The following is a 21,141-nucleotide window of genomic DNA, read 5'->3' as shown; positions in this document are numbered from 1 at the left end:
CCTTACACCGGGTGGGCCGTGGCGGCGTCGGCTGCATCGGCAGCGGCCAGCGCACGGGCGCGGGGTGTGGTGGCCGCCATACGATGGTCGACGGCAATGAACGAATACATGGTCGGTAAAACCAGCAAGGTAAACAGCGTGCCCACCAACATGCCCACGACGATCACCAGGCCCAGGTCATAACGGCTATGGGCGCCAGCACCGGACGCAAACAGTAGGGGAATCAAGCCCGCCACCATCGCCGCCGTGGTCATCAGGATCGGCCGCAGGCGCATCTTCGCCGAATGCAAAATCGCCTCGCGACGATCCAGGCCTTGCTTGACCTGCATTTCATTGGCGAACTCCACCATCAGGATGCCGTGCTTGCTGATCAGGCCGATCAGCGTGACCAGGCCGATCTGCGTGTAGATATTGATGGTCGCCATGCCCAGGGCTAACGGAATCAGGGCACCGCAAATCGACATCGGCACGCTGATCAGGATGATCAACGGGTCGCGCAGGCTTTCATACTGCGCGGCGAGTACCAGGTAGATCACGATGATCGCGAACAGGAACGCCATGACCAGCGCGCCGCTTTCCTGATGATACTGGCGCGCATCCGAAAGCCAGTCGTAGGTGAAACCGGGAGGGAGGAGTTTGGCTCGCGCTTCGAGGAACGTCACCGCGTCGCCCATGGCAACGCCCGGGGCAGGAATCGCCTGGAAGATCGCCGAATTGAGCTGGTCGAACTGGGTCAGTTGATTGGGCTCGACGCCTGTCGAGACGCTGACCAGGTTGGAAAGCGGTACTTGCCCGCCCGTGGCGCTGGTCACATAAAAACGTGACAGCGCTTCGGGCGTCAGCCGCTCGCCGCGCAAACTCTGCGGGATCACATCGTAGGACCGGCCGTCCATGGCAAAGCGGTTGACGTAGTTTTCGCCCACCAGCACCGCCAGGGTGTCACCCAGGTCCTTCATGGTCACGCCCAGGCTGTTAGCCTTGGTGCGATCGACTTTGATCTTGATCACCGAGTTGTTGTAGTCCAGGTCGCTGTCCACCACCATGAACAGGCCGCTTTCGCGTGCGGCGTGCTTGAGTGCTTCCATCGCTTCATAGACCACGCTGTAGTCGCCGGCACTTTTGATCACCATCTGCACCGGCAAGCCACCGGTAGATCCGGGCAAAGACGGCAGCTGGAAGGCAAAGACGTTGCTGCCCTCGATGGTGTTGGCGCGGTTTTGCATGTCGCCCTGGATCTGGTCGGCATTGCGCTTGCGCTGTTCCCAGTCGACGAAATTCACCCCGCCAATGCTGTTGGATACGCCATTGCTGCCATTGATCAGCCACAGGTTGCTCTGTTCCGGCAAGGTCACCATGACGTCGTTCCACTGCTTGCCGAACTTCTCGACGTAGTCGATGTTGGCGTTCTGTGGTGACTTGATGGCCGTCAGGACGGTGGACTGGTCTTCGGTCGGCGCCAGTTCGGTCTGGGCGCGGCTGTACAGCCACGGCACGCTGATCAGCACGATGATCGCAATCGTGAACGTGACCCAACGGTGATGCAGCGACAGATCCAACACGCGGCCATAAGCGCTGCCGAGGCGATGGAAGAAGCCCTCGGCCTTACGCGCCATCCAGCCTTCGTTCATCTGGCTGTTGAGCAGCAGCGAGCTCATGACCGGCGACAGCGTCAGCGCGATAATGCCGGAGACCACCACCGAGCCGGCCAGGGTAAAGGCGAACTCCTTGAACAGCGACCCGGTCAGCCCGCCCATCAGGCCGATGGGCGCATACACCGCAGCCAGTGTCAGGGTCATCGCAATCACGGGCGCCGCCACTTCGCGCGCACCCAATAGCGCAGCGTGGGTGGGTGACTTGCCTTCTTCGATATGACGGTGGACGTTCTCCACCACAATGATCGCGTCATCCACCACCAAGCCGATGGCCAATACCATGGCCAACAGGGTCAGCAAGTTGATGCTGAACCCGAACATCGACATGAACGCGGCCGCGCCCAGCATCGACAGGGGAATGGTCACCACCGGAATAATCACCGCCCGCGCCGAACCCAGGCTCAAGAAAATCACCAGCACCACAATGGCGATGGCTTCGCCCAACGTGCCAACCACTTCATCGATCGATGCGCTGATAAAGCGCGCCAGCTCAAACGGCACGGCGACTTTTACGTCCGGCGGCAGGTTAGCGCGGATCCCCGGCAGCAGTTCGTTGAGCTTCTTGACGATCACCAGTGGGTTGGCATTGGGCGCAGCATTCAAGCCGAAAAACACTGCCTGCACGCCGTCCATGGTGGCGCTGGTGTCGGTGGACGCCGCGCCCAGTTCCACGGTGGCGATATCGCTCAGGTGCACCACACCGGCAGCAGTGGACTTGACCACCAACTGGCGAAACTCGGCGACATCCACCAGATCGGTGTTGATCTGGATATCCGATACCACATACAAACCCTTGGCCTGGCCCGGCGCGGCCTGCACGTTGTTGTTCAACAGTGCCTGGGCCACGTCGCTGCCGGAAATGCCATGGGCGGCCATGCGATTGGCATCCAGCCAGATGCGCATAGCCATTTTCTGCCCGCCGTTGAGGTCAATGCTGCCAACCCCCTCAATGGACGACAACTGCGGTTGCACCACGCGCTGCAAGTAGTCCGAGAGGGCCGCGGTTGACAGGGTAGGGCTGGAAAAACCGACGTAGGCCACCGCCGTGGCTTCGCCGGAGGATTTCACGATGACGGGGTCGTAGGCCTGCTCCGGCAAGCGGTATTTGACCTCGTTGACCTTGGCCATCACCTGGGTCATGGCCTTGTTGGAGTCGGCGTTGAGCTTCATGCGCACGGTGATTACGCTTTTGCCCTGGGTCGACGTGGAGCTCATGTAGTCGACGTCTTCCACGGTGGCAACAGATTGCGCGATGGCCTGGGTGACGAAGCCTTGCATCAGTTGCGGTGAAGCACCGGGGTATTGCGTGGTGATGGTCAGCGTCGAGCTTTGCGTCAGGGGGTACTGACGAATCGGCAGGTTGTTTATGGCCAGCAGCCCCATCAGTAAAATCAGGGTGCTGACCACCAGCGCCAACACCGGGCGCCGTACGAACAAGTCAGTGAATTTCATGTTGAGTTCCTTGGTGTATCAGCGGTTCGGTGCCTGATCGAGCGCGAGGGTGTCCTGGGACGCGACCTGTACCGATGCACCGCTGCGCAGGCGCAGTTGCCCGGAGGTGACCACGCGCTCACCGGCTTTCACGCCGTCGAGCAATACGACTCGACCCGCCCAGCGTTCACCGGTCTTCACGTAGACCTGGCGCACCGTGCTGGTCAGTTGGGTGTCGGCGCCCTCGAGCGCGTAAACGAAGTCACCGTAGGCGCTGTAGCTCACGGCCGTTTCAGGCACGCTGATAACGTCGTGTTTGTCCGGCAGGCGGACGTCACCACGGGCGTACATGCCCGGTGTCAACAGGTTGTCTGGGTTTGGAACCGTGGCCTGGACCAGCACCGTGCGGGTTCCCGGGTCGATGCGCGGCTCAAGGGTGCTGACCCGGCCTTTGAACACGCGTTGCGGGTGTGCATCGACACTCACGTTCATTTCCTGGCCGGGTTTAAGCTGCGCTAATGCACGTTCGGGCAAGGTGATATTGGCGTACAGCGTCTGCGCGTCGGTCAGCGACACCATCGCATCGCCGGCCTGCACAAACTGGCCCAGGTTGACCTTGCGCACGCCCAGCACGCCAGTGAAGGGGGCCTTGATGCGTTTCTGATCGATCAGCGCCTTGACCCGCATTATTTCGCCCAGCGCCTGGGAATAGGTGGACTGCACCTGGTCCAGTTCCTCCTGCGTGGCGGCCTGCTGCGGCAGCAAGCGCTGCGTGCGTTGCAGTTGGGTCTTGGCGTTGGTGGCCTGGGCCTGCAGCCGGATCAACTCGCCTTGTTCCGGCGCGTCGTTAAGCTGTACCAGGGTTTGCCCGGCGTTTACCCGCTCGCCGGGTTGAAAGTGAATGGCACGCACCAGGCCTCCGGTTTCGGCGGTGACCATCACTTGCCGGGTGGCTTCCAGTTCGCCGATGCCTGCCAACAGGTAGGGCATATCGGCCTGGGTCGCGGTGGCGACGGCCACCTGGATGGCCGGTACCGCTGCGGCCGGCGCCACTTCGGTAGGTCGAGCGGAGGTGGACTGCCGGTACAGGCCGACGGCGCCGCCAATGACGAACACTGCGGCAATCGTGACGCACACTGTGAGTTTTTTATTCATGATTCCGGTACTGACGTAAGACAACAAATTAAGAGCCCGAAGGGCTCAACGGTGGCGAGCATTCAACGAGGTTATTGATGCGCGTGAGGCAGTCGGACCCGTGTGGCAAGAACCGCCAACACGGCACCGAGCCCCAGAAAAAAGATCAAGGCGGCGAGGACGCTCGGGGCAAGCCCGATCGCGTCCACCAGCAGCCCAAGCGGAATGGGCACCGCGTTGAACAGGTAGATCGTCATATAGAAATACGCCACCAACTTGGCGTGGCAGTGGGCAGGTGCCAGCTGATTGATCAGCCGCGCACTGCCGACAAAGATGGCGCCATAGGCATAGCCGCCGATCACCAGGGCCAGCGCGGCGAGCGTCAGCGAATGGATCGACAAGGCAGCCAGCAACAGCAGGAAGGCTGCACACTGGGCGAGCAGTCCTGAACGCAGCGCCCGGGCAGCATCCAGACGTTTGCAATACAACTGGCTGGTGCCAGCAATCAGTAGGTAAACGGCCATGCTGTAGCCAAAGATTCCGCGATCACTCAGGCCCAGTTGCTGTTCGGCAGCGCTGGGGCCGATCACGAAGATGCAGGCCGTGAACGACCAGCTGAAAAACACCGACCACGCACACAAGTGGAAAGGCCGACCGATACCGCGCAAGCCTTCACGTACCGACGACTGTTCGTGGCGCACGAGGGTGTCCGCCTGGGTCGCGTTGCGCGGCCAGAGCATTAATACGCCGAGGGCGGCGACAGTCACCAGGGCCATGATCAACCAGAAGGGCAGGCTGGCCGGGTACAGGTTCAGTTGCAACGCGGCGCCGCTGAGCACCGGGCCGAGAGCCAGTCCGATGATCATTGCCAATGTGGCCAGCGTCGCCGCCAGCTTGCCGTTGTCGAGTGGGCCGAACCTGACCAGCGTCACGTTCACCGCGGTGGTCATGATCCCCGCACCGAGCCCGGAAATAGCACGGGCTGCACACAGGGCCCACAGCGAATCACATGCAGCGCACAGCCAAGCGCCGATCAGTACCAGCACAATGGCCGCAAGCAGCAGAAAACGCTGGTCTTTGACATGGCCGGCGATGCGCGCCAGGGTCATCAAAGCCAGCAAAACACCGACGCCATAGGCACCGAATATAAACGTCAAGTCCACGGCATTGAGCCGCAGATGGTCTTGGTAAAACGGGTACAGCGGCGTCGGTGCGCTGCTGTTCATGAGCGCTGCGGTCAGCGACAGCGCAAGAAAAAACAACAGGCCTTTTGAGCTGTGTTGCGTGATATCGACGGACATGAGTCTCCCAGCCCAGCGCTCAGGGCTTTTGCCGAGTGAATGTTTGCAAGAGGGATGTAGATGGGTTTTCGTGGGCTTGGCCCATTGGCAAATGATACGGGCCAGGGCGATTGGCACCCATGCCCGAAACCCCAGGCTTTATTCGTCATCGTCCAGGGATGGGGATAAGCGGCTCAAGCGAAATGAACGGGGGGAAGCAATCTGGACGTTGTCGGCTGGACGATCACGAAGCTTTTTTGGAGGACTGGCTATTAACCCGCCTGGGAGTTGCTCCTAAGCTGGTTTCACTGATTTTCAGCCAGCAACAGAAGGGTGTGAACATGAAAAAGCTACACAAGAAAGTCGCGCTGGTGACCGGCGCGTCCAAGGGCATTGGCGCGGCCATTGCCAAGCAATTGGCCCAGGATGGCGCCACTGTGATTGTTAACTACGCCAGCAGTCGTGAGGATGCCGACCGCGTCGTCGAACAGATTCTGCAGACCGGCGCCAGGGCCTACGCAGTGCAGGCCGATGTCTCTAACAGTGCCGACCTTAAGGCGCTGTTCAAAACCATTGTGCATGAGCATGGCCACCTCGACATCCTGGTCAACAATGCGGGCGTCTATTCGACCAACCCGTTGGCTGACATTACGCAGGAGGAGTTCCACCGCCAATTCAACCTCAATGTCCTGGGGCTGATCCAATGTACTCAGGCCGCGGTCGAGGTCTTCAATGTGGAAGGCGGCAGCATCGTCAACATCAGCTCTAGCGTTACCTCGTTTACACCGGCCAACTCGACGGTGTACACCGCCTCCAAGGCGGCGGTCGACGCCATTACCCGCACCCTGGCCAATGAGTTGGGGCCCAGGAATATCCGGGTCAACTCGGTCAACCCAGGGTTGGTGGTCACCGAGGGCGTGCATGCCAGCGGTTTCTTCGAAGACGCATTCCGCCAGAAGATCGAAGCCATTACGCCGCTGGGTCGCATCGGACAGCCCGAGGATATTGCACCCGCCGTCGCGTTCCTGGCGTCGTCGGATGCAAGCTGGATTACCGGTGAAACCCTGATAATCGGCGGCGGCCTGCATTAAGCCTGGGCGGTGTGCTCGCGCACATAGTGGCGGGGCGACTGCGACATAACGCGTTTGAACGCCGTGCTGAATGCGCTCTCGGACTCATAGCCCAATGAAAACGCGATGGTAGAAACGGCGTCATCGGAGTTTTTCAATCGGTCGCTGGCCAGCAACATGCGCCAGTGCGTCAGGTACTCCATCGGTGCTGCGCCGACCACCTGCTTGAAGCGCAACGCGAATGCCGAGCGCGACATGGTTGCCAACTGCGCCAGTTCCTGGACGCTCCAGCGATGGGCCGGGTCAGCATGGATTGCGCTCAGGGCGACGCTGAGGTTGCGGTCGGCCAAGCCGTAAAACCAACCGATGCCAGTGCTGTCCAGGGTCGCCAGGTGGGTCCGCAGGACTTCGACCAGCATCAGGTGCGCCAAGTGTTCATTCATCAGCGACCGGCCCGGGCGCTTCTGTTGTAGCTCCGAAGTGAACCGCTCCAGCGCCCAGCGCAGGAGCGATGCCTGCGGATCATTGGCCTGCACGTGAACCAGTGAGGGCAGGCTGCTGAGCAACAACTGGGTGGGGACACCGCTGAAGTCAAAGCGGCCACCGACCAACTGGATGTCGTCGCCGCCGTAATGCAGGGCCAATTCGTCCGCCGCCAGGGTTTGAAAGTGACCGTCGGAGTCCATCACCGGTTGGGACATATCGCTGTACAGAGAAAAAGGCATGCCGCGGGTCATGAGAAAACAATCGCCCTGTTGCAGGCGCTGCGGCTGCTGTTCGCCCTCCACTTGCAGCCAGCAGTTGCCCTTGACCACCGCCGTGAACTTGATGCCTTCGCGCTCGGGAAAGGTGAAGGCCCAATCGCCGCCCAAGGAGAGTGTGGCGGAGTGGTAATTACGGACTCTCAACAATGAGAGGACGTCGGACAGAGGATCCATGCATCACCTGGCTGGACGGAAAATAAAGTAATCAGCAGTTTATACCATAGCTAATCCAGGTTTCACGCTTGAATAGGCGGTTCACCCTATCAGCGGCATTAGGCACCAAGATCCACGCGCCATTGCCGCAGCGATGGCTGGCTAACACCCCAGGGGTAACAACAGGGGGTTATCGCCAATGGCCAGCCTCCAACCTAGACTCCCTGCACGTTCTTCACTCGACTAATGAGAGTTAAAACATGCGCTTACGAGACCTTGGCATCACAATCGGTTCAGGCACACCTGGGGCGTTCAACGCCATCACCGACGTGCCTGGCGTACGCGTCGGCCACCACACCCTCAATGCTGAAAGCGCTGATGGCTCGATGCATACCGGTGTGACCATTATCGAGCCGCGTCCGGTTGCGGCGCATCTGGCTCCGTGTTTTGCGGGCGTTCACGTATTGAACGGCAACGGTGACGCCACCGGCCTGGAATGGATTCGCGAGGCAGGGCTGCTGACCACGCCGATCGCCTACACCAACACTCACAGCGTCGGCGTGGTGCGTGATGCGTTGGTGGCCGCCGAGCGTGAGATGGGCAAGCAGCACACCTACTGGTGCATGCCGGTGGTGCTCGAAACCTACGACGGCATCCTCAGCGATATCTGGGACCAACACGTCATTACCGAACATGTTCAGGCCGCCCTGGAAGATGCCCGCAGCGGTCCGGTGCAGGAAGGTTGCGTCGGCGGTGGCACTGGCATGATCTGCCATGAGTTCAAAGGCGGCATTGGCACCTCATCGCGGGTACTGAGCAGCGAGGAGGGCGGTTGGACCGTCGGCGCACTGGTGCAGGCCAACTATGGTGTACGCGCTACATTACGCGTTGCGGGTTACCCCGTGGGCAGTGTGTTGAAAGACATTCCTTCGCCTTACGACGGCCCGGTGAACGTCGGTGTGCCCGGCATGGGTTCCATCGTGATCACCATTGCTACTGATGCACCGTTACTGCCTCACCAGTGCACGCGCCTGGCCCAGCGAGCGAGTATCGGATTGGCGCGGGTCGGCGGCGGCACGGAAGACGACAGTGGGGATATTTTCATTGCGTTCTCGGTCGGCAATAGCGGCCTGCCGGTTGCCAACCTGGGACATCCGGGCCCCGCGACGACACCATTGAAAATGGTCAACAACGACTACATGACGGCCTTGTTCGTGGCCGCCGCAGATGCTGTCGAAGAAGCGATCCTCAACGCGATGTTGGCCGCCAACGACGTGCAAGGTCGCGGCAGAAAAGCCCTGGCACTCAAGCCCGACCAGTTGTTGGCGGCGATGGCGAAAGTCGGTTGGGCACCGCAGCCTTGAGGGCCTAGTCCTGAGCCTGAAGAAACAACAGGAACAGCTCAGACTGGGACTTGATCCCCAGCTTGTTGTACATATGCCGGCGATGCACCTTCACGGTCTCGGCCGAGATCGCCAACTTGCGCGCGATCTCTTTATTCGAGCAGCCACTGAGCATTAACTGAGCGACCTCTGCTTCGCGGGTCGACAACGCGGCGCTGATTTGCAGCGCGGGTGACTGCAGGCGCTCCTGCCAGTCCGGTGCCGGCTCCGGTATGCGCTTGATTTCCTGTTCAAACACACAACGCTGGCGCATCAACCCGGCCACCCATGGTTGGATCAGCCGCAGTAAGGCGACTTGCTCCTGGCTGAATCGGCAGTGGCTGCCCAGTGAAAGGCTCAGGGTCCGATCAAGGTCCAGTTGTACGTTTATATGGATCTCGTCGGCTACCACGTTCAGGCGAAAGTAGCGTTGGTAATAATCGGTCTGCTCAAAACATTCGGGAGCGACATCATCGAGCTGGAACAGTCCACTTTTGGGCGACTCCCGATTGGCCAGGTAAAAGGGATCAAGCAGGTAGAGCCCCTTGAGGTAGTCCTGGAACAGCGAATCGCTGCCGCCATCCTCATCTTGGGATTCAGCCAGCACCTGGGGCCTGCCAGCGCCGAAGATCAGCACCACCCAGTTGTCCATCGGCACATATCTGCCGAGCAGGCGGGCCATTGATCGCCAGAAATGCGGGCGGTCCAGGGTCTCGATCAACCGGCCGACCGCGTCATGCCAAGCCACATCCTGCAGCGTCAGATTCATCTCACTACCCATTCGGGGGTACCCCATCGAAGTGATTTTTTGCCACCTGGGTACAGCCCATACTCGTTTCAGGCCTGCGTACACACGGTGTCAGCACGGCCTCAACTATACGCAAGGATCAGCCATGAAGATTGAACTCATGCAGTTAGCCGGTCGCGATGGCGATACCGCTTATAACTTGAGGCGCGCCTTAGAAGCCATCGCCCATTGCGACGCAGATACCGACCTGCTGGTGTTCCCTGAAACCCACTTGATGGGCTTCGTCGCCGGCGAGCAGTTGGCGCAGGTTGCAGAAACCCTTGAAGGCCCGTCGCTGCAAGCTGTGCAACAGGCCGTACGCGAACGGAATGTTGCGGTGGTCATCGGCCTGGTGGAGAACGACGCAGGCGTCTTCTACAACACTTCAGTATTGATCACACCTGATGGGCTTTCATTGGCTTACCGCAAGACCCACCTGTGGCCTTCAGAGCGGGGCGACATCACGCCCGGCGACCGTTTCGGCACTGTCGTTTTCAAAGGTGTGCGTATCGGCATTCTGATCTGCTACGACATCGAACTGCCGGAAACCGCACGCGCACTCGCCCAACTGGGCGCCGAGTTGATCATCGTCACCAACGGCAACATGGACCCTTACGGCTCGGTGCACCGCACTGCGATCATGGCGCGGGCCCAGGAAAACCAGGTGTTTGCGGTGATGGTCAATCGCGTGGGGCAGGGCGATGACGGCTTGGTGTTTGCCGGCGGCAGCGCCGTGATCGACCCGTTCGGCCGTGTGCTGTTCGAGGCCGGGCGCGAGGAAACACGGCAAACCATCAGCCTGGACTTGACGCACGTCCACGCCGCCCGCGTGGATTATCACTACCTCAATGACCGCCGCCTGACGCTCCCCGGTGAGACCGTGGAACATGCCGACGGCCGCCGTGAATGGCTGATTCGCTGATCGCGCTTTACCCCCTCATAACAATAATCGGGAGTTCTCATGATCGTCATTCGATGCATGCAATGGAGTCTGGCTGTGTTTTTCAGCAGCGTGGTGCTGTGTACTCAGGCCGCCGAACCGAAGGTCAATATTTACAACTGGTACGACTTTATTGCCCCGGACACGCTGAAGAACTTCCAGGCGCAGACTGGCACCCAGGCCGCGTATGACGTGTTCGATAACAGCGAGGTCATGCAGAGCAAACTCATGGCTGGGCGCAGCGGCTATGACGTGGTAGTGGCCACCGGCGACCTGTTGCCGAACCTGATCAAAGCCGGTGTGCTCAAGGAGCTGGACCGCACGCAGCTGGCCAACCTGTCTCACCTTGATCCGGATATTCTGGCGAAGGTGCAAACCAACGACCCTGGCAATCGCTACGCCGTGCCTTACCTGTGGGGCACCACGGGAATCGGTTATGACGTGGATAAAGTCCGGGCGATCCTGGGCGCCGAGGCACCGGTCAACTCCTGGGATTTGATTTTCAAGGAAGAGAACCTCGCCAAATTAAGCGAATGCGGCGTGGCCATGCTCGATGCGCCAGGCGAGATCATCCCCATCGCCTTGCATTACCTGGGCTTGCCTTACAACAGCCAAAACCCCGATGACTATGTGAAAGCCCAGGCGTTGCTGCTCAAGCTGCGCCCGCACATTCGCTATTTCGATTCTTCACGGTTTATTACCGATCTGGCCAACGGCAACATCTGCGCCGTAGTGGGCTGGGCCGGCGGGGTGATGGACGCCAGGAAAGCTGCCGACGCCGCCGGCAGTGGCCGGAAGATTCAGTACAGCATCCCCAAAGAAGGCGCGCCGGTCTGGGTCGAAAGCCTGGTACTGCTCAGCGACGCGCCGAACCCTCAGCAAGGGCTTGCATTCATCGACTATATGCTACGCCCGGAAGTGATCGCGCAGTCTTCCAACTACCTCAGTTACGCCAACGCCAATAAGGATGCCCGCAGTTTGGTGGATGAGAAGGTCAGGGAGAATCCCGGTGTCTATCCTTCGAAAGCGGTGCTGGATACGCTGTTTCCTTTAGAGCCGTTGCCGCTGAAGTTGGAGCGGGTGCGTACGCGGGTTTGGAGTAAGGTCAAAAGTGGTACTTGAGTCAACGGCAAGTAATGTTCAGGGACTAGGTTTTCCGCTCGTCTGGTCGATCCGACCTTCGGCAGCTACATCCTTATGATCGCTCCAGTGATAGACAGGCGTAGCCGCGGACAGCGATTGTCGGCGGATGGGTGATGCAGGCATGCAGCGCTGCATCCACCCATTGAAATCCACCCGATGTCAGAAGGTGTACTTGAAACTGGTCATGACGTTGCGCGGGGCACCGTAGACACCGTACAGGCCGGACTGGCTGTAGTACTCGCGGTCGAACAGGTTGTTCAGGTTCACCGACGCACTTAGGTTGTGGCTGATGTCGTACCGCGCCAACAGGTTGGTGACTGCATAGCTGCCCTGGCTGAAGGTGTGCAGGTCGGCGCCCACTTTGCTCTGCCAGTTCACGCCGCCGCCCACCGTGATTTTGTCCAGTGGCCCTTGCAAGCGGTAGGTGGTGAACGTCTTGAGGCTATTGCGTGGCAGGTTGGTGCTGATGCGCTGGTCGTCGGCATCGGTGGTCACCGAGTAGGCATACCCGGCAGATGCTTGCCAGCCCTCGGCCAGCTCGCCGTTCAGCTCCAGTTCGATACCTTTGGAAGTAGTGTCCTGCTCGGCGCTGTAGACGTTATCGTGTTGCCAGATCGCCAGGTTGTCCTGCTCCAGTTTGAACAGCGCCAGACTGGAATTGAGCTTGCCGTCCAGATGCGTGCCCTTGATGCCGATCTCATAGCCTTTGCCTTCCATTGGGTCCAGAGGCTTGTTGCGTTCGTCGGTCACCCATGACGCTTGCGGGTTGAAAATCTTGGTGTAGCTGGCGTACACCGACCAAGTGTCGTTGAGGTCATAGACCACGCCAGCGTAGGGAATAAACACTCCGTTTTCTTCCCGGTTGACCTCAGTTTCTTCACCACCGTAAGGTCGGTCCGAGGTGTCGCGCTTCCAGTTGATCACGCGGCTGCCGAGGATCAGGCTCAGATCATCCATGACGCTGAATCGCGAGGTCAGGTAAGCGGCGTATTGGTGTTCGTCGATCGACGACTTGCCGCTCTCGGTGAACTCCGGTTTGGCAGAGTTACCCTCCCAGTTGTACAGGTTGTCGATGGCGCCCGCCGGTGACCCGGCGTAGTCGTGACGCCAGCCACCCCAGCCCGGTACGTTCTCTTTGTACTTGGACAAAGTCATGCCGGTGATCAGTTCGTGATCTCGCCCGAACAGGCCGAACGGGCCGGTGACGTAGAGGTCGAGGTTGTCCTGGCGCGGTGTGCCGGAGAAGCGCACCGGCAACTGCGAAAGACCGCTGCCATCTTTGTTGAGATCGCCCATGGCGAAGTTGAACAGCTCGTCGAATTGGTTTTCGGCGTGGGTGAGTTCGATCTTGCCGCTCCAGCCATTGCCCATTTGCTGCTCAATGGAGGTGAAGAAACTGGTCTGCTCGTGATCGTTATACGACCAGTCCGGTGCGGCGTTGATCGAGCGTTTGAGGCTGGTGCGCTCACCGGTGCTGAAGCGGGTCGGCAGGCCGGAGCGCAGCGGCGAGTTGACGTCGGTGCGCTGATAGCTGAAGCCCATGGTCAGCAACGTGTCTTCGGTCAGGTCGAACTCGGTGATGCCGTAGATCAGTTGCGATTGCAGGTTATAGCGGTCGATCCAGGCTTTTTCGGTTTTGTAGTCGGCGACGAATCGCCCACGAACATTGCCCGTTTCGGTCAGCGGCCCGGATACGTCGAAACCGGTGCCATAGCGATCCCAGTTGCCGGCCTCACCGGTCACGCTGGCCTGGGCTTCGGCGGTGGGGCGTTTGCGGATCAGGTTGATGGTCGCGCTGGGGTTGCCCATGCCGCTGATCAAACCGGTGGCGCCACGCACGATTTCGATACGGTCGTACATCGCCATGCTTTGCGCATAGTTATCGAGGCGGGTGTTGGTGGGAACGCCATCGATCTCATAGTTCTGAATCGCAAAGCCGCGCGACCAGTAGGCGTCAGTCTCCGACCCCAGGCCATCGCGCACGACCGTGATGCCGGGCGTGGCTTCCATGGCATCGGTAAGGTTGGTCAGGCGCTGGTCGTCCAGACGTTGGCGAGTCATGACCGTCAGCGATTGCGGGGTTTCCCGCGGGGTGAGGTTCAGGCGTGTCGAGCTACTGGACGAGTAGGTGGTGTAGAGTCCGGTGCCTTCGGTGGTCGAACCCGGTGCCTTGCCGGAAATCGACACCGCACCCAGTTGCAAGGCATCGCCCGTACTGGCTTGCAGTGAGTAGTTGTCATTGCTGCCGCGACTGCTCTCAATGCCGGTTCCTGCGAGCAGGATCGCCAAACCCTGGTCCGCATCGTAACGCCCCTTGAGTCCAGACGTGGTTCGCCCTTCGGTCAATGAGGCGGGATAGGACAGCAGGATGTGCGCAGTCTGGCCAAAGCGGCTCAATGCCGATGCGAGCGGCCCGGCGGGGATGTCGAAGTCCTGCTGCGTCTGCTCGGCGGCGGCAGCCCAATTCGGCAACATCAGCATCGGAGTGGTTGCAGTCATGCAGGCGATGCCTTGCACCACTGCGCCAGCCAGGTTTTGCTTGAGTGAAAAGTGCCAGCCCTGGCGTTTGCGTGCGGTGAAGTCCACGAGTTGTTCCCCATTCAATTGAGTGTCTGGGGTTTAAGTCTCGCGAGAATCGAAAACGGACCACCCAAGCGCAAAATAATGTGAGCGTCAGGCCATTCGGGGTTTGAGCGTGACCCAGTAGCGGGTGAATTGCTGGACGTCGAGTTGCAGGGTGTCGGCAACGGCAAGGATGATTCGCTCGGTATTGGCCAAGGGGAATGTCCCGGAAACCCGGATATCCGCAATCGCCGGATCGCAAGCCAGATGCCCGCGTCGGTAGCGGCTCACGTCCTCGAGGAAATCTGCCAGACGCAGGCCTTGGGCAACCAGCATGCCTTGGGTCCACGCAGGGGCAGTCAGCGCGACGGTTTGCCGGAACATCAAGCCCTGATCATTGAAGCTGACCTGCTCGCCAGCTTTCAGCGCAACCGGCGCTCGGCGTTGCAGGGGAGGGCTGATCACCAGCGTGCCCTGATAAACGCTCACCTGAGTGAACCCCGCACGCTGCCGGACGCTGAACCGCGCCAACGTCGCTTCGAGTCGTCCGTCAGCGGTCTCGATCGACAGCAGTCGGCCATCGGCAATGTTGTCGCGGGTGATCAGCATCTCGCCACGCAGCAGTTTGACACGATGGCTCTCGCGCTCGAACACCACGTTGATGGCGCTGTCGGTGTTGAGTTGCACCTGTGTGTTGTCGGGGAGCAGGATGCGGCGTTGCTCGCCGATCCGAGTGTGGTAATCGGCGGTCATGTCTTGCAGGAGAGTGGTGTCTTTCAAACTCCAGGCACCTGCGCCAGCAGCCAGTAATACGCTGAGTTGCTTCATGGCCGCGCGCCGTGACAGCGTCGGCCGCAGCGTTGCCTGGGCAAGCGCACGTTGGCCCGGGCTGCGGACCTCACTCATGCGTTGGGTGAAAACCTCGGCCCGCTGCCAGGCGCGTTCGTGCAAAGGATGCGCCTGACGCCAGTTCATCCAGGCAGCTCGAGTCGCTTCGCTGACGTCGTGCTCCTGCAGCTCCAGGTACCAATGCATGGCCTGCTCGGCCATGTCCCCGGAAATCGAAGGCCTGTCGTTGTCGTTCACAGCAGGTCCAGGCTGTCATCGAGCATGATGCACATCGCCCCGGCTTTGACGATGTAACGCTTGACCGTGGTGATCGACACGTCGAGTCGCTCGGCAATTTCGCCGTGGCTCAAACCGTCAACCTGCGACCAGAGAAACGCTTCGCGCACCGGACGCTCCAGACCTTCCAGGGCGGCATCCAGGGCAATCAGGGTTTCCAGCAAAATCGCCTGGGTTTCTAGGCTCGGTGCCACCTGCTCTGGCATCGCAGCGAGCGCCTCAACGTAGGCGCGTTCGAGTTTTTGCCGACGGTAATGATTGGACAGAACGCTCTGCGCCACTTTCGCCAGGAAGGTACGTGGGGCGTGCAATTGCGGAACCTGCTCCTTGGCCAGCAGGCGCATGAATGTGTCCTGCGCCAGGTCTGCCGCGCTTTGCGAGCAGTTCAGCCGGCGCCTTAGCCAGTTCTGCAGCCAGCTGTGCTGTTGACGGTAAAGCACGGCCACATCGCAGGAGCGCGGTTCGGAATTTGAGAGCATGGTGTGCAGGCGCCGGATGAGTAATTATCACAAATGATAATACTTATCATATATATCGGCGGGGCTAGGCTGCAAGAAGTGTGTAAGGGGATTTTCGAACTCGGCGTTGCCACTGCCGACAGATGAGGTTGGCAGTGGCGAGAGGCAGCGTTACTCGATGCGCTCAGGGCAAATGATCGGCCGCAAAATCGGCTTCCATAGCACCTGGTTTAACAGAGTCGGTCGATCGCGCTCAGATGCGCCGTAGCTGTGTTGTAAGCGCGGTGCCTGAGTTTGAGTTGGACGTAGATGAACGGAACGAGTATGGGCAACGGCGCTGCATTACCAGCTTGCACGAGCAGCGGTACACGCTGACCTGAAGAGAAACGGCACTGAAACAGCTTCATCGGCAGCCACCTCATCCAATGACTTGCCATGAACACGAAGTACATGGCCCGTTGAGAGAGTGGACGCCAGAAGCGGGTTTGTCGAATCAGTGGCTTGGGCAGCTCATGAACATCTATGACATGACCTGTCGTTTAACATAATATACATTATGCGAACAGTCCTATACGGGCCTGAGGGGCTCTGGAGGCTGCTTTTCACTAAGCACCCTAGAACCACCGCGCGCCAGATTCAAAAGCAGCCATTCGTTTGAGCTTTGGGCCATCGGACGTTTACCGCTAGTCAGCACACCGTTCACCAACACTGTGGTGAAATCGATAACGCTGCCCGTCGTAACGAAGTACTGGGAAACAAATGCCCGGGCCGCCGACCTCGACATCAGGCCAACCATTACTGCCTTTGCTAGCGAGAAACTCAGCGACACCGCTTTCTTCGAGCATGAGTTTCCAGTGACCGTCAGACTGCTGACTGACTAGATAAAATCCAGTGCCCGCTTGCCCATAACAGTCAGTGCTGCCTTCGGTAATCAACGCATCCGGCCGGCCGTCACCGTTCAGGTCCTCAACCAGCTCCATGGTTGCCGGCGTGTAGCTACCTGTTGTCTCGATTTCGCACTCCGACGTCTGTTGGTTAAATCCAGCAGCGCGGAATGCTTTTAACTGCTCGCTACGCGGTAGTTCATCCGCCAGCGCCGTAGCACTGGTCACCAAACATGCCACCCACAGACCTGACGCAAGCCTTCCCTGCATATAGACCGTCCCTTTATGATGCCAAATGTGGAGTATCGCGCATGCACTCACACTAGCGTAAAGGATGAGTCAGCTCTGCTCTTGCGGTATAACCTATTGATATAACTAAACTAAATGACTATTTAGTTGAGTTATATCAAGGAGCCTCAGTAACCACTCGCCGCTGTCACCGCTCCACCCACGATCGCGACCCCCGAACTGCTGCCCAAGCGTGTAGCCCCTGCCTCAATCATCTTCACCGCCGTTGGATAATCACGCACGCCACCTGAGGCTTTGACCCCAACGCCGTTGCCCACGGTTTTGCGCATCAGTGCAACGTCTTCCAGCGTGGCGCCACTTCGGCTGAACCCTGTGGATGTCTTGACGAATGCCACGCCCAAGTCTCGGCAGATTTCGCACGCCTGGACTTTTTGTTCGTCGTTGAGCAGGCAGGTTTCCAGGATGACCTTCAGCGGTACAGGGCCGCAGGCTGTGTGCACCATGGCGATGTCGTCGCGTACCGCCTCGAGCAGGCCCTCTTTCAACCAGCCGATATTGAGCACCATGTCGATCTCCCCTGCCCCGGCGGCAATCGCTCGTTCGGCTTCAAACGCCTTGGTCTCGCTCAGGCCGGCGCCCAATGGGAAGCCCACCACGGCACAAATCACCACGCTATCGTCAGTCAGGCATGAGGCGGCGTAAGGCACCTGCGCCGAGTTCAGGCACACCGAATAAAAGCCGTGTTCCTGGGCTTCTTCGCACAACGTGCGAATCTGTTCACGGGAGGCGTCAGGCGCCAGCAAGGTGTGATCGATGTACTTGGCCAATGCTGCGGGTTGAAGCGTATTCATTTAACGTGCCCTTGCCTGTATGTTGCCAATGATCGTGTGGCCACTTGCCACGGCGCACACATTAAGATGTTGCAATACTCACATTTAATGTTACTTAATTAACACAAACAATCAAGCCCTGGAATACCCGTGGACAGTAGAAAAACCGAGCGACTCAAGCTTATCCAGCAAGCCTTGCAGGACCAGAGCGCCATTCACCTGCGGGAAATGGCTGCGCTGCTGGACGTTTCCGAGATGACCCTGCGCCGCGATCTCAACCACTTCACCGAGCACTTGCGCCTGTTGGGTGGCTATATCACCCGGGTCGGCAGTGAGGCCGGTGATTACCGGGTTGCCGACCAGGGCACGCGTCACGTCGAAGAGAAACGCCGCATCGGCAAACTCGCCGCCCGGTTGATACAGCCCGGCGACACCGTCTTTTTCGACTGCGGCACCACCTCGCCGTTTGTCATCGACTTCATCCCCGACGAGTTGGAGTTCACTGCCGTGTGCAGCTCGTTGAACGTGCTGCTCAAGCTGCAGAACAAGCCCAACTGCCATATCGTGTTGTGTGGCGGCACCTTTCACCGCAAGAACCAGGTGTTCGAAAGCAGCGCTGAAAGCGGCATTCTCGACAGCGTGCGTCTGACGTGGGCCTTCGTGACGGCTGCCGGCGTCAGTCAGGCGTTCGGTGTGACCTGCTTTAACTTCAATGAAGTCGAGGTCAAGCAAAAGGTCCTGCGCCAGGCACAGCAGCGCGTATTGCTGGCCGACTTCAGCAAGTTCGATACGGTGCGCACCGCGCACTTCGCCAGCCTGGAAGATTTTCAGTACGTGGTCAGCGACAAGAAAATCCCCCGGGCCTACAAAGAGGCCATCCAGGCCAGCGGCGCGCAATTGCTGGTTTAACCCAGCAACCGCTGCCGTTCCCGCGCATTCAAGTAGCCGGTGGTCACGCTGAAGGCAGCACTGGCCCCGGCCGCCAGTACCCGCACGTGGCCTTTGGCTTTTTCGGCGAGATAGCCTTCGGGCTCGCACGTCGACGGCAGCACGAACGCCGCGACCTGCTGGTCCGGCGTATGCAGGATCCAACGCACGGCATGCTCGAACTGTTCCGGGCGATAACGGGTGTAGAACGCCGCGCCCTCCGGATGATCCAGCAGAAAGTGTGCGTGGCCTGTCGCGTCTGTGGCCACGTTGTCGAAGAAAAACACAATTTCGGGGTCGTACAATGTCGGCGTGTCGAGGCTGGCCAACTGGGCGGGATGCTCGGCCAGTTGCGCCATGTAGGCGCGCCAGTCAGGTGTCGGTTTCACATGATCTGGCACGCTGGTGCGCAGCCGCAGGCGCTGCATGCCCAGCGGCTCGACAAACCGCGCACCCGCCACATAGGCGTAGTTCATGTGGGCCATGTACATCAGCTCCATGGGCTTGCCGGCGAGGTTCGTGACGTCCATGTCAATATCGAACAACCCCGAATCGGCGCGCAGCGTCACGCTGGGGCATGCCCGGTAGCGATCGCCAAAGCCCTTGGCATAGTGATAGGTGCCGCCCAGGCGCACAAAGCCCTCGCCGAACTCCAGCCAGGCCGTGTCCATCGGTGCGCAGGGCATCTCGCCGTGCAAGGCATGGGTGTCATCGGGCGCCGGGCAGCCATTGCGCAGCAGACCACTGTGGAACATGAAGCAGCCATAGGTGTCGATGATCGTCGGGCTGGGCCTGGGCTGCTCGAACAGGTTGGTCATGGTCAGGTCGCAACCGTCGAACACGGCCGACCAAATCATCTGCCCTTGATAAGGCAGCACCACCAGGCGTCCACGGCTGTTCTCCAGGCTCAGCGCCAGCACGCCGGACGGGTAAGCCCAGGCACTGACCTTGAAATCCTCGGACTGTAAAAGGACCTTTTCCTGCTCGGCGAACACTGCCCGATACAACGGGATACGTGTGTTCATGAGGCCACCGCCGCTGCCGTGGCCGAAGGCGAAGTGTCTGACTGGCGCAGGCATTTGAACGCGTACATCACGATCACGATAAAGCACAGCAGCGGTACGCTGTAGGCCAGCTGCATATTGCCGCCGCTGGCGTCAGACAACAGGCCCTGGAAGATCGGTATCACCCCGCCACCGACAATACTCATCACCAGCAATGAACCGCCGACACCGGTGTCTTCACCCAGGCCATCGATGGTCAGGCCGTAGATGGTTGGCCAGCACGGACCGAGGAAAATGCTCACGCCGACCGCTGCATACACCGCCGAAATGTTCGGCACCAGAATCGTGTAGGCCAGCAGCACAATGCACAATACGCCGTAGATCGCCAACACCTTGGCCGGGTGCAGGCGGCGCATCAGCAGGTTGGCGATCAGCTTGCCGACAAAATAGGCGGCAAAGGTGGTCAGGAGGAACCATGAAGCACTGCGCTCATTCATGCCGCCCATTTGCATCGCCAGGCGAATGGTGAAACTCCATACGCCCACCTGTGCCCCGACATACAGAAACTGCGCCAGCACGCCAAACGTAAAACGCGGATTGCGCCACAACCGCCCCAGGCTTTTGCGCAAACTGCCGGACTTGTTATTGGCGGGCTTGTTGCCCTTGCAGGCCGGAAACCGGGTTATGGCGATCAAGATAAACATCAGCACCAGCACCGCGATCATCCACTTGTAGGGCAGCAGCGTGGACTGGATCATTTGCAATTGCTGCACAGCGGCCTCGGAGGCGCTCATCTGCGTCAATTGTTCGGTGGTGGCATCGGTGTCCTTGAACATCACAAAGCTGCCCACGTACACCCCGGCCATCGCGCCGAACGGGTGGAAGGTCTGGGAAATGTTCAAGCGACGTGTGCCGGTTTCCCGTGGGCCCATCAGTGTCGAGTAGGTGTTGCACGCGGTTTCCAGGAACGACAGGCCGGCGGCAATCACAAATAGCGCGAGCAAGAACATGCCGTACTTGGCCGTGGACGCTGCGGGAAAAAACAGCAGGCAGCCGAACATATACAGCAGCAAGCCAATCAGGATCGTGCTCTTGTAGCTCAAGCGACGAACCACCATCGCGGCGGGAATCGCCACGAAGAAGTAACCCAGGTAAAACGCCGACTGCACAAAGGCGGTCTGAAAATCGCTGAGTAAAAACGCCTTCTTGAAGTGCGCGATCAGCACGTCGTTCATGCTCGCCGCTGCCGCCCACAACGCAAAGATGCTGCACAGCAGGATAAAGGCGAACCAGGGTGTGCGGTTCAGGTAAAAACCATCGGGTGTCTGTTGCAGCGCAGGTTTGTTCATTATTGTTCTCCGGGCTG

Annotated in this window: 17 protein-coding genes; 5 read left to right on the top strand and 12 right to left on the bottom strand. The window is 59.6% G+C overall.

Features of this window, described 5'->3' with window-relative positions:
• Positions 1 to 2: 2 nt before the first annotated feature.
• The 3 genes from JFT66_RS04775 to JFT66_RS04765 all read right to left on the bottom strand — a co-directional run bounded on the left by JFT66_RS04775 (position 3) and on the right by JFT66_RS04765 (position 5,518).
• Complete coding sequence (locus tag JFT66_RS04775) at positions 3 to 3,104, bottom strand: MexW/MexI family multidrug efflux RND transporter permease subunit (RefSeq protein ID WP_198858870.1); 3,102 nt, start codon at positions 3,102 to 3,104, stop codon at positions 3 to 5.
• An 18-nt stretch (positions 3,105 to 3,122) separates the two neighbouring features.
• On the bottom strand, positions 3,123 to 4,238 hold the full coding sequence (locus JFT66_RS04770) for an efflux RND transporter periplasmic adaptor subunit (RefSeq protein ID WP_153839720.1): 1,116 nt from the start codon (positions 4,236 to 4,238) through the stop codon (positions 3,123 to 3,125).
• Between the two features lie 71 nt (positions 4,239 to 4,309).
• A complete protein-coding gene (locus JFT66_RS04765; RefSeq protein WP_198858869.1) occupies positions 4,310 to 5,518 on the bottom strand; it encodes an MFS transporter in 1,209 nt (402 codons plus the stop codon).
• Positions 5,519 to 5,838: 320 nt separating this feature from the next.
• On the opposite strand from JFT66_RS04765, the gene JFT66_RS04760 reads away from it, so the two are divergent.
• Positions 5,839 to 6,588 (top strand): SDR family NAD(P)-dependent oxidoreductase, encoded by a 750-nt coding sequence (locus JFT66_RS04760; RefSeq protein ID WP_034119571.1) that lies wholly within the window; start codon positions 5,839 to 5,841, stop codon positions 6,586 to 6,588.
• On the opposite strand, the gene JFT66_RS04755 is transcribed toward JFT66_RS04760, so the two are convergent.
• Positions 6,585 to 7,505, bottom strand: coding sequence for an AraC family transcriptional regulator (locus JFT66_RS04755; RefSeq protein ID WP_034119572.1), 921 nt, complete (start codon positions 7,503 to 7,505; stop codon positions 6,585 to 6,587). The genes JFT66_RS04760 and JFT66_RS04755 overlap by 4 nt on opposite strands.
• Before the next feature lie 239 nt (positions 7,506 to 7,744).
• Between JFT66_RS04755 and JFT66_RS04750 the strand changes: the two genes are divergently transcribed.
• Positions 7,745 to 8,848 (top strand): DmpA family aminopeptidase, encoded by a 1,104-nt coding sequence (locus JFT66_RS04750; RefSeq protein ID WP_198858868.1) that lies wholly within the window; start codon positions 7,745 to 7,747, stop codon positions 8,846 to 8,848.
• Between the two features lie 4 nt (positions 8,849 to 8,852).
• On the opposite strand, the gene JFT66_RS04745 is transcribed toward JFT66_RS04750, so the two are convergent.
• Positions 8,853 to 9,635, bottom strand: a complete 783-nt coding sequence (locus JFT66_RS04745) for a helix-turn-helix transcriptional regulator (protein ID WP_153839718.1) — start codon at positions 9,633 to 9,635, stop codon at positions 8,853 to 8,855.
• Positions 9,636 to 9,759: 124 nt separating this feature from the next.
• On the opposite strand from JFT66_RS04745, the gene JFT66_RS04740 reads away from it, so the two are divergent.
• The gene (locus JFT66_RS04740; RefSeq protein ID WP_034119575.1) at positions 9,760 to 10,575 is read left to right on the top strand and encodes a carbon-nitrogen hydrolase family protein; all 816 of its coding nucleotides are present in this window, start codon (positions 9,760 to 9,762) and stop codon (positions 10,573 to 10,575) included.
• 39 nt (positions 10,576 to 10,614) lie between these two features.
• Entirely contained in the window at positions 10,615 to 11,715 is a 1,101-nt protein-coding gene (locus tag JFT66_RS04735) for a polyamine ABC transporter substrate-binding protein (protein WP_153839717.1), read from the top strand.
• Positions 11,716 to 11,895: 180 nt separating this feature from the next.
• Here JFT66_RS04735 and JFT66_RS04730 read toward each other — a convergent pair whose 3' ends face one another.
• The 5 genes from JFT66_RS04730 to deoC form a co-directional block, all read right to left on the bottom strand.
• A complete protein-coding gene (locus JFT66_RS04730) occupies positions 11,896 to 14,235 on the bottom strand; it encodes a TonB-dependent receptor (protein ID WP_198858944.1) in 2,340 nt (779 codons plus the stop codon).
• A gap of 174 nt (positions 14,236 to 14,409) precedes the next feature.
• A complete protein-coding gene (locus tag JFT66_RS04725; protein WP_332875112.1) occupies positions 14,410 to 15,384 on the bottom strand; it encodes a FecR domain-containing protein in 975 nt (324 codons plus the stop codon).
• Positions 15,381 to 15,902 (bottom strand): sigma-70 family RNA polymerase sigma factor, encoded by a 522-nt coding sequence (locus JFT66_RS04720; protein WP_034119577.1) that lies wholly within the window; start codon positions 15,900 to 15,902, stop codon positions 15,381 to 15,383. Before JFT66_RS04720 ends, JFT66_RS04725 begins: the two co-directional genes overlap by 4 nt.
• Positions 15,903 to 16,564: 662 nt before the next feature.
• Positions 16,565 to 16,993: a hypothetical protein gene (locus JFT66_RS04715; RefSeq protein ID WP_198858867.1), complete on the bottom strand. Its 429-nt coding sequence runs from the start codon at positions 16,991 to 16,993 to the stop codon at positions 16,565 to 16,567.
• A 188-nt stretch (positions 16,994 to 17,181) separates the two neighbouring features.
• Positions 17,182 to 17,865, bottom strand: coding sequence for a deoxyribose-phosphate aldolase (deoC, locus tag JFT66_RS04710; protein WP_153871973.1), 684 nt, complete (start codon positions 17,863 to 17,865; stop codon positions 17,182 to 17,184).
• 129 nt (positions 17,866 to 17,994) lie between these two features.
• Between deoC and deoR the strand changes: the two genes are divergently transcribed.
• Positions 17,995 to 18,753, top strand: a complete 759-nt coding sequence (deoR, locus tag JFT66_RS04705) for a DNA-binding transcriptional repressor DeoR (RefSeq protein ID WP_034119581.1) — start codon at positions 17,995 to 17,997, stop codon at positions 18,751 to 18,753.
• Here deoR and JFT66_RS04700 read toward each other — a convergent pair.
• Both JFT66_RS04700 and fucP read right to left on the bottom strand, forming a co-directional pair.
• On the bottom strand, positions 18,750 to 19,796 hold the full coding sequence (locus tag JFT66_RS04700; RefSeq protein ID WP_034119582.1) for an aldose 1-epimerase family protein: 1,047 nt from the start codon (positions 19,794 to 19,796) through the stop codon (positions 18,750 to 18,752). The genes deoR and JFT66_RS04700 overlap by 4 nt on opposite strands.
• The gene (fucP, locus tag JFT66_RS04695; RefSeq protein WP_198858866.1) at positions 19,793 to 21,124 is read right to left on the bottom strand and encodes an L-fucose:H+ symporter permease; all 1,332 of its coding nucleotides are present in this window, start codon (positions 21,122 to 21,124) and stop codon (positions 19,793 to 19,795) included. The genes JFT66_RS04700 and fucP overlap by 4 nt, the downstream gene beginning before the upstream one ends.
• Positions 21,125 to 21,141: the final 17 nt, after the last annotated feature.

Source organism: Pseudomonas sp. MF6755, from assembly GCF_016405635.1.
In the GTDB taxonomy this organism is placed as follows: Bacteria; Pseudomonadota; Gammaproteobacteria; order Pseudomonadales; family Pseudomonadaceae; genus Aquipseudomonas; species Aquipseudomonas haemolytica.
The sequence above is the reverse complement of the archived record's forward strand: the minus strand, read 5'-3'. Positions and strand labels throughout refer to the sequence as shown.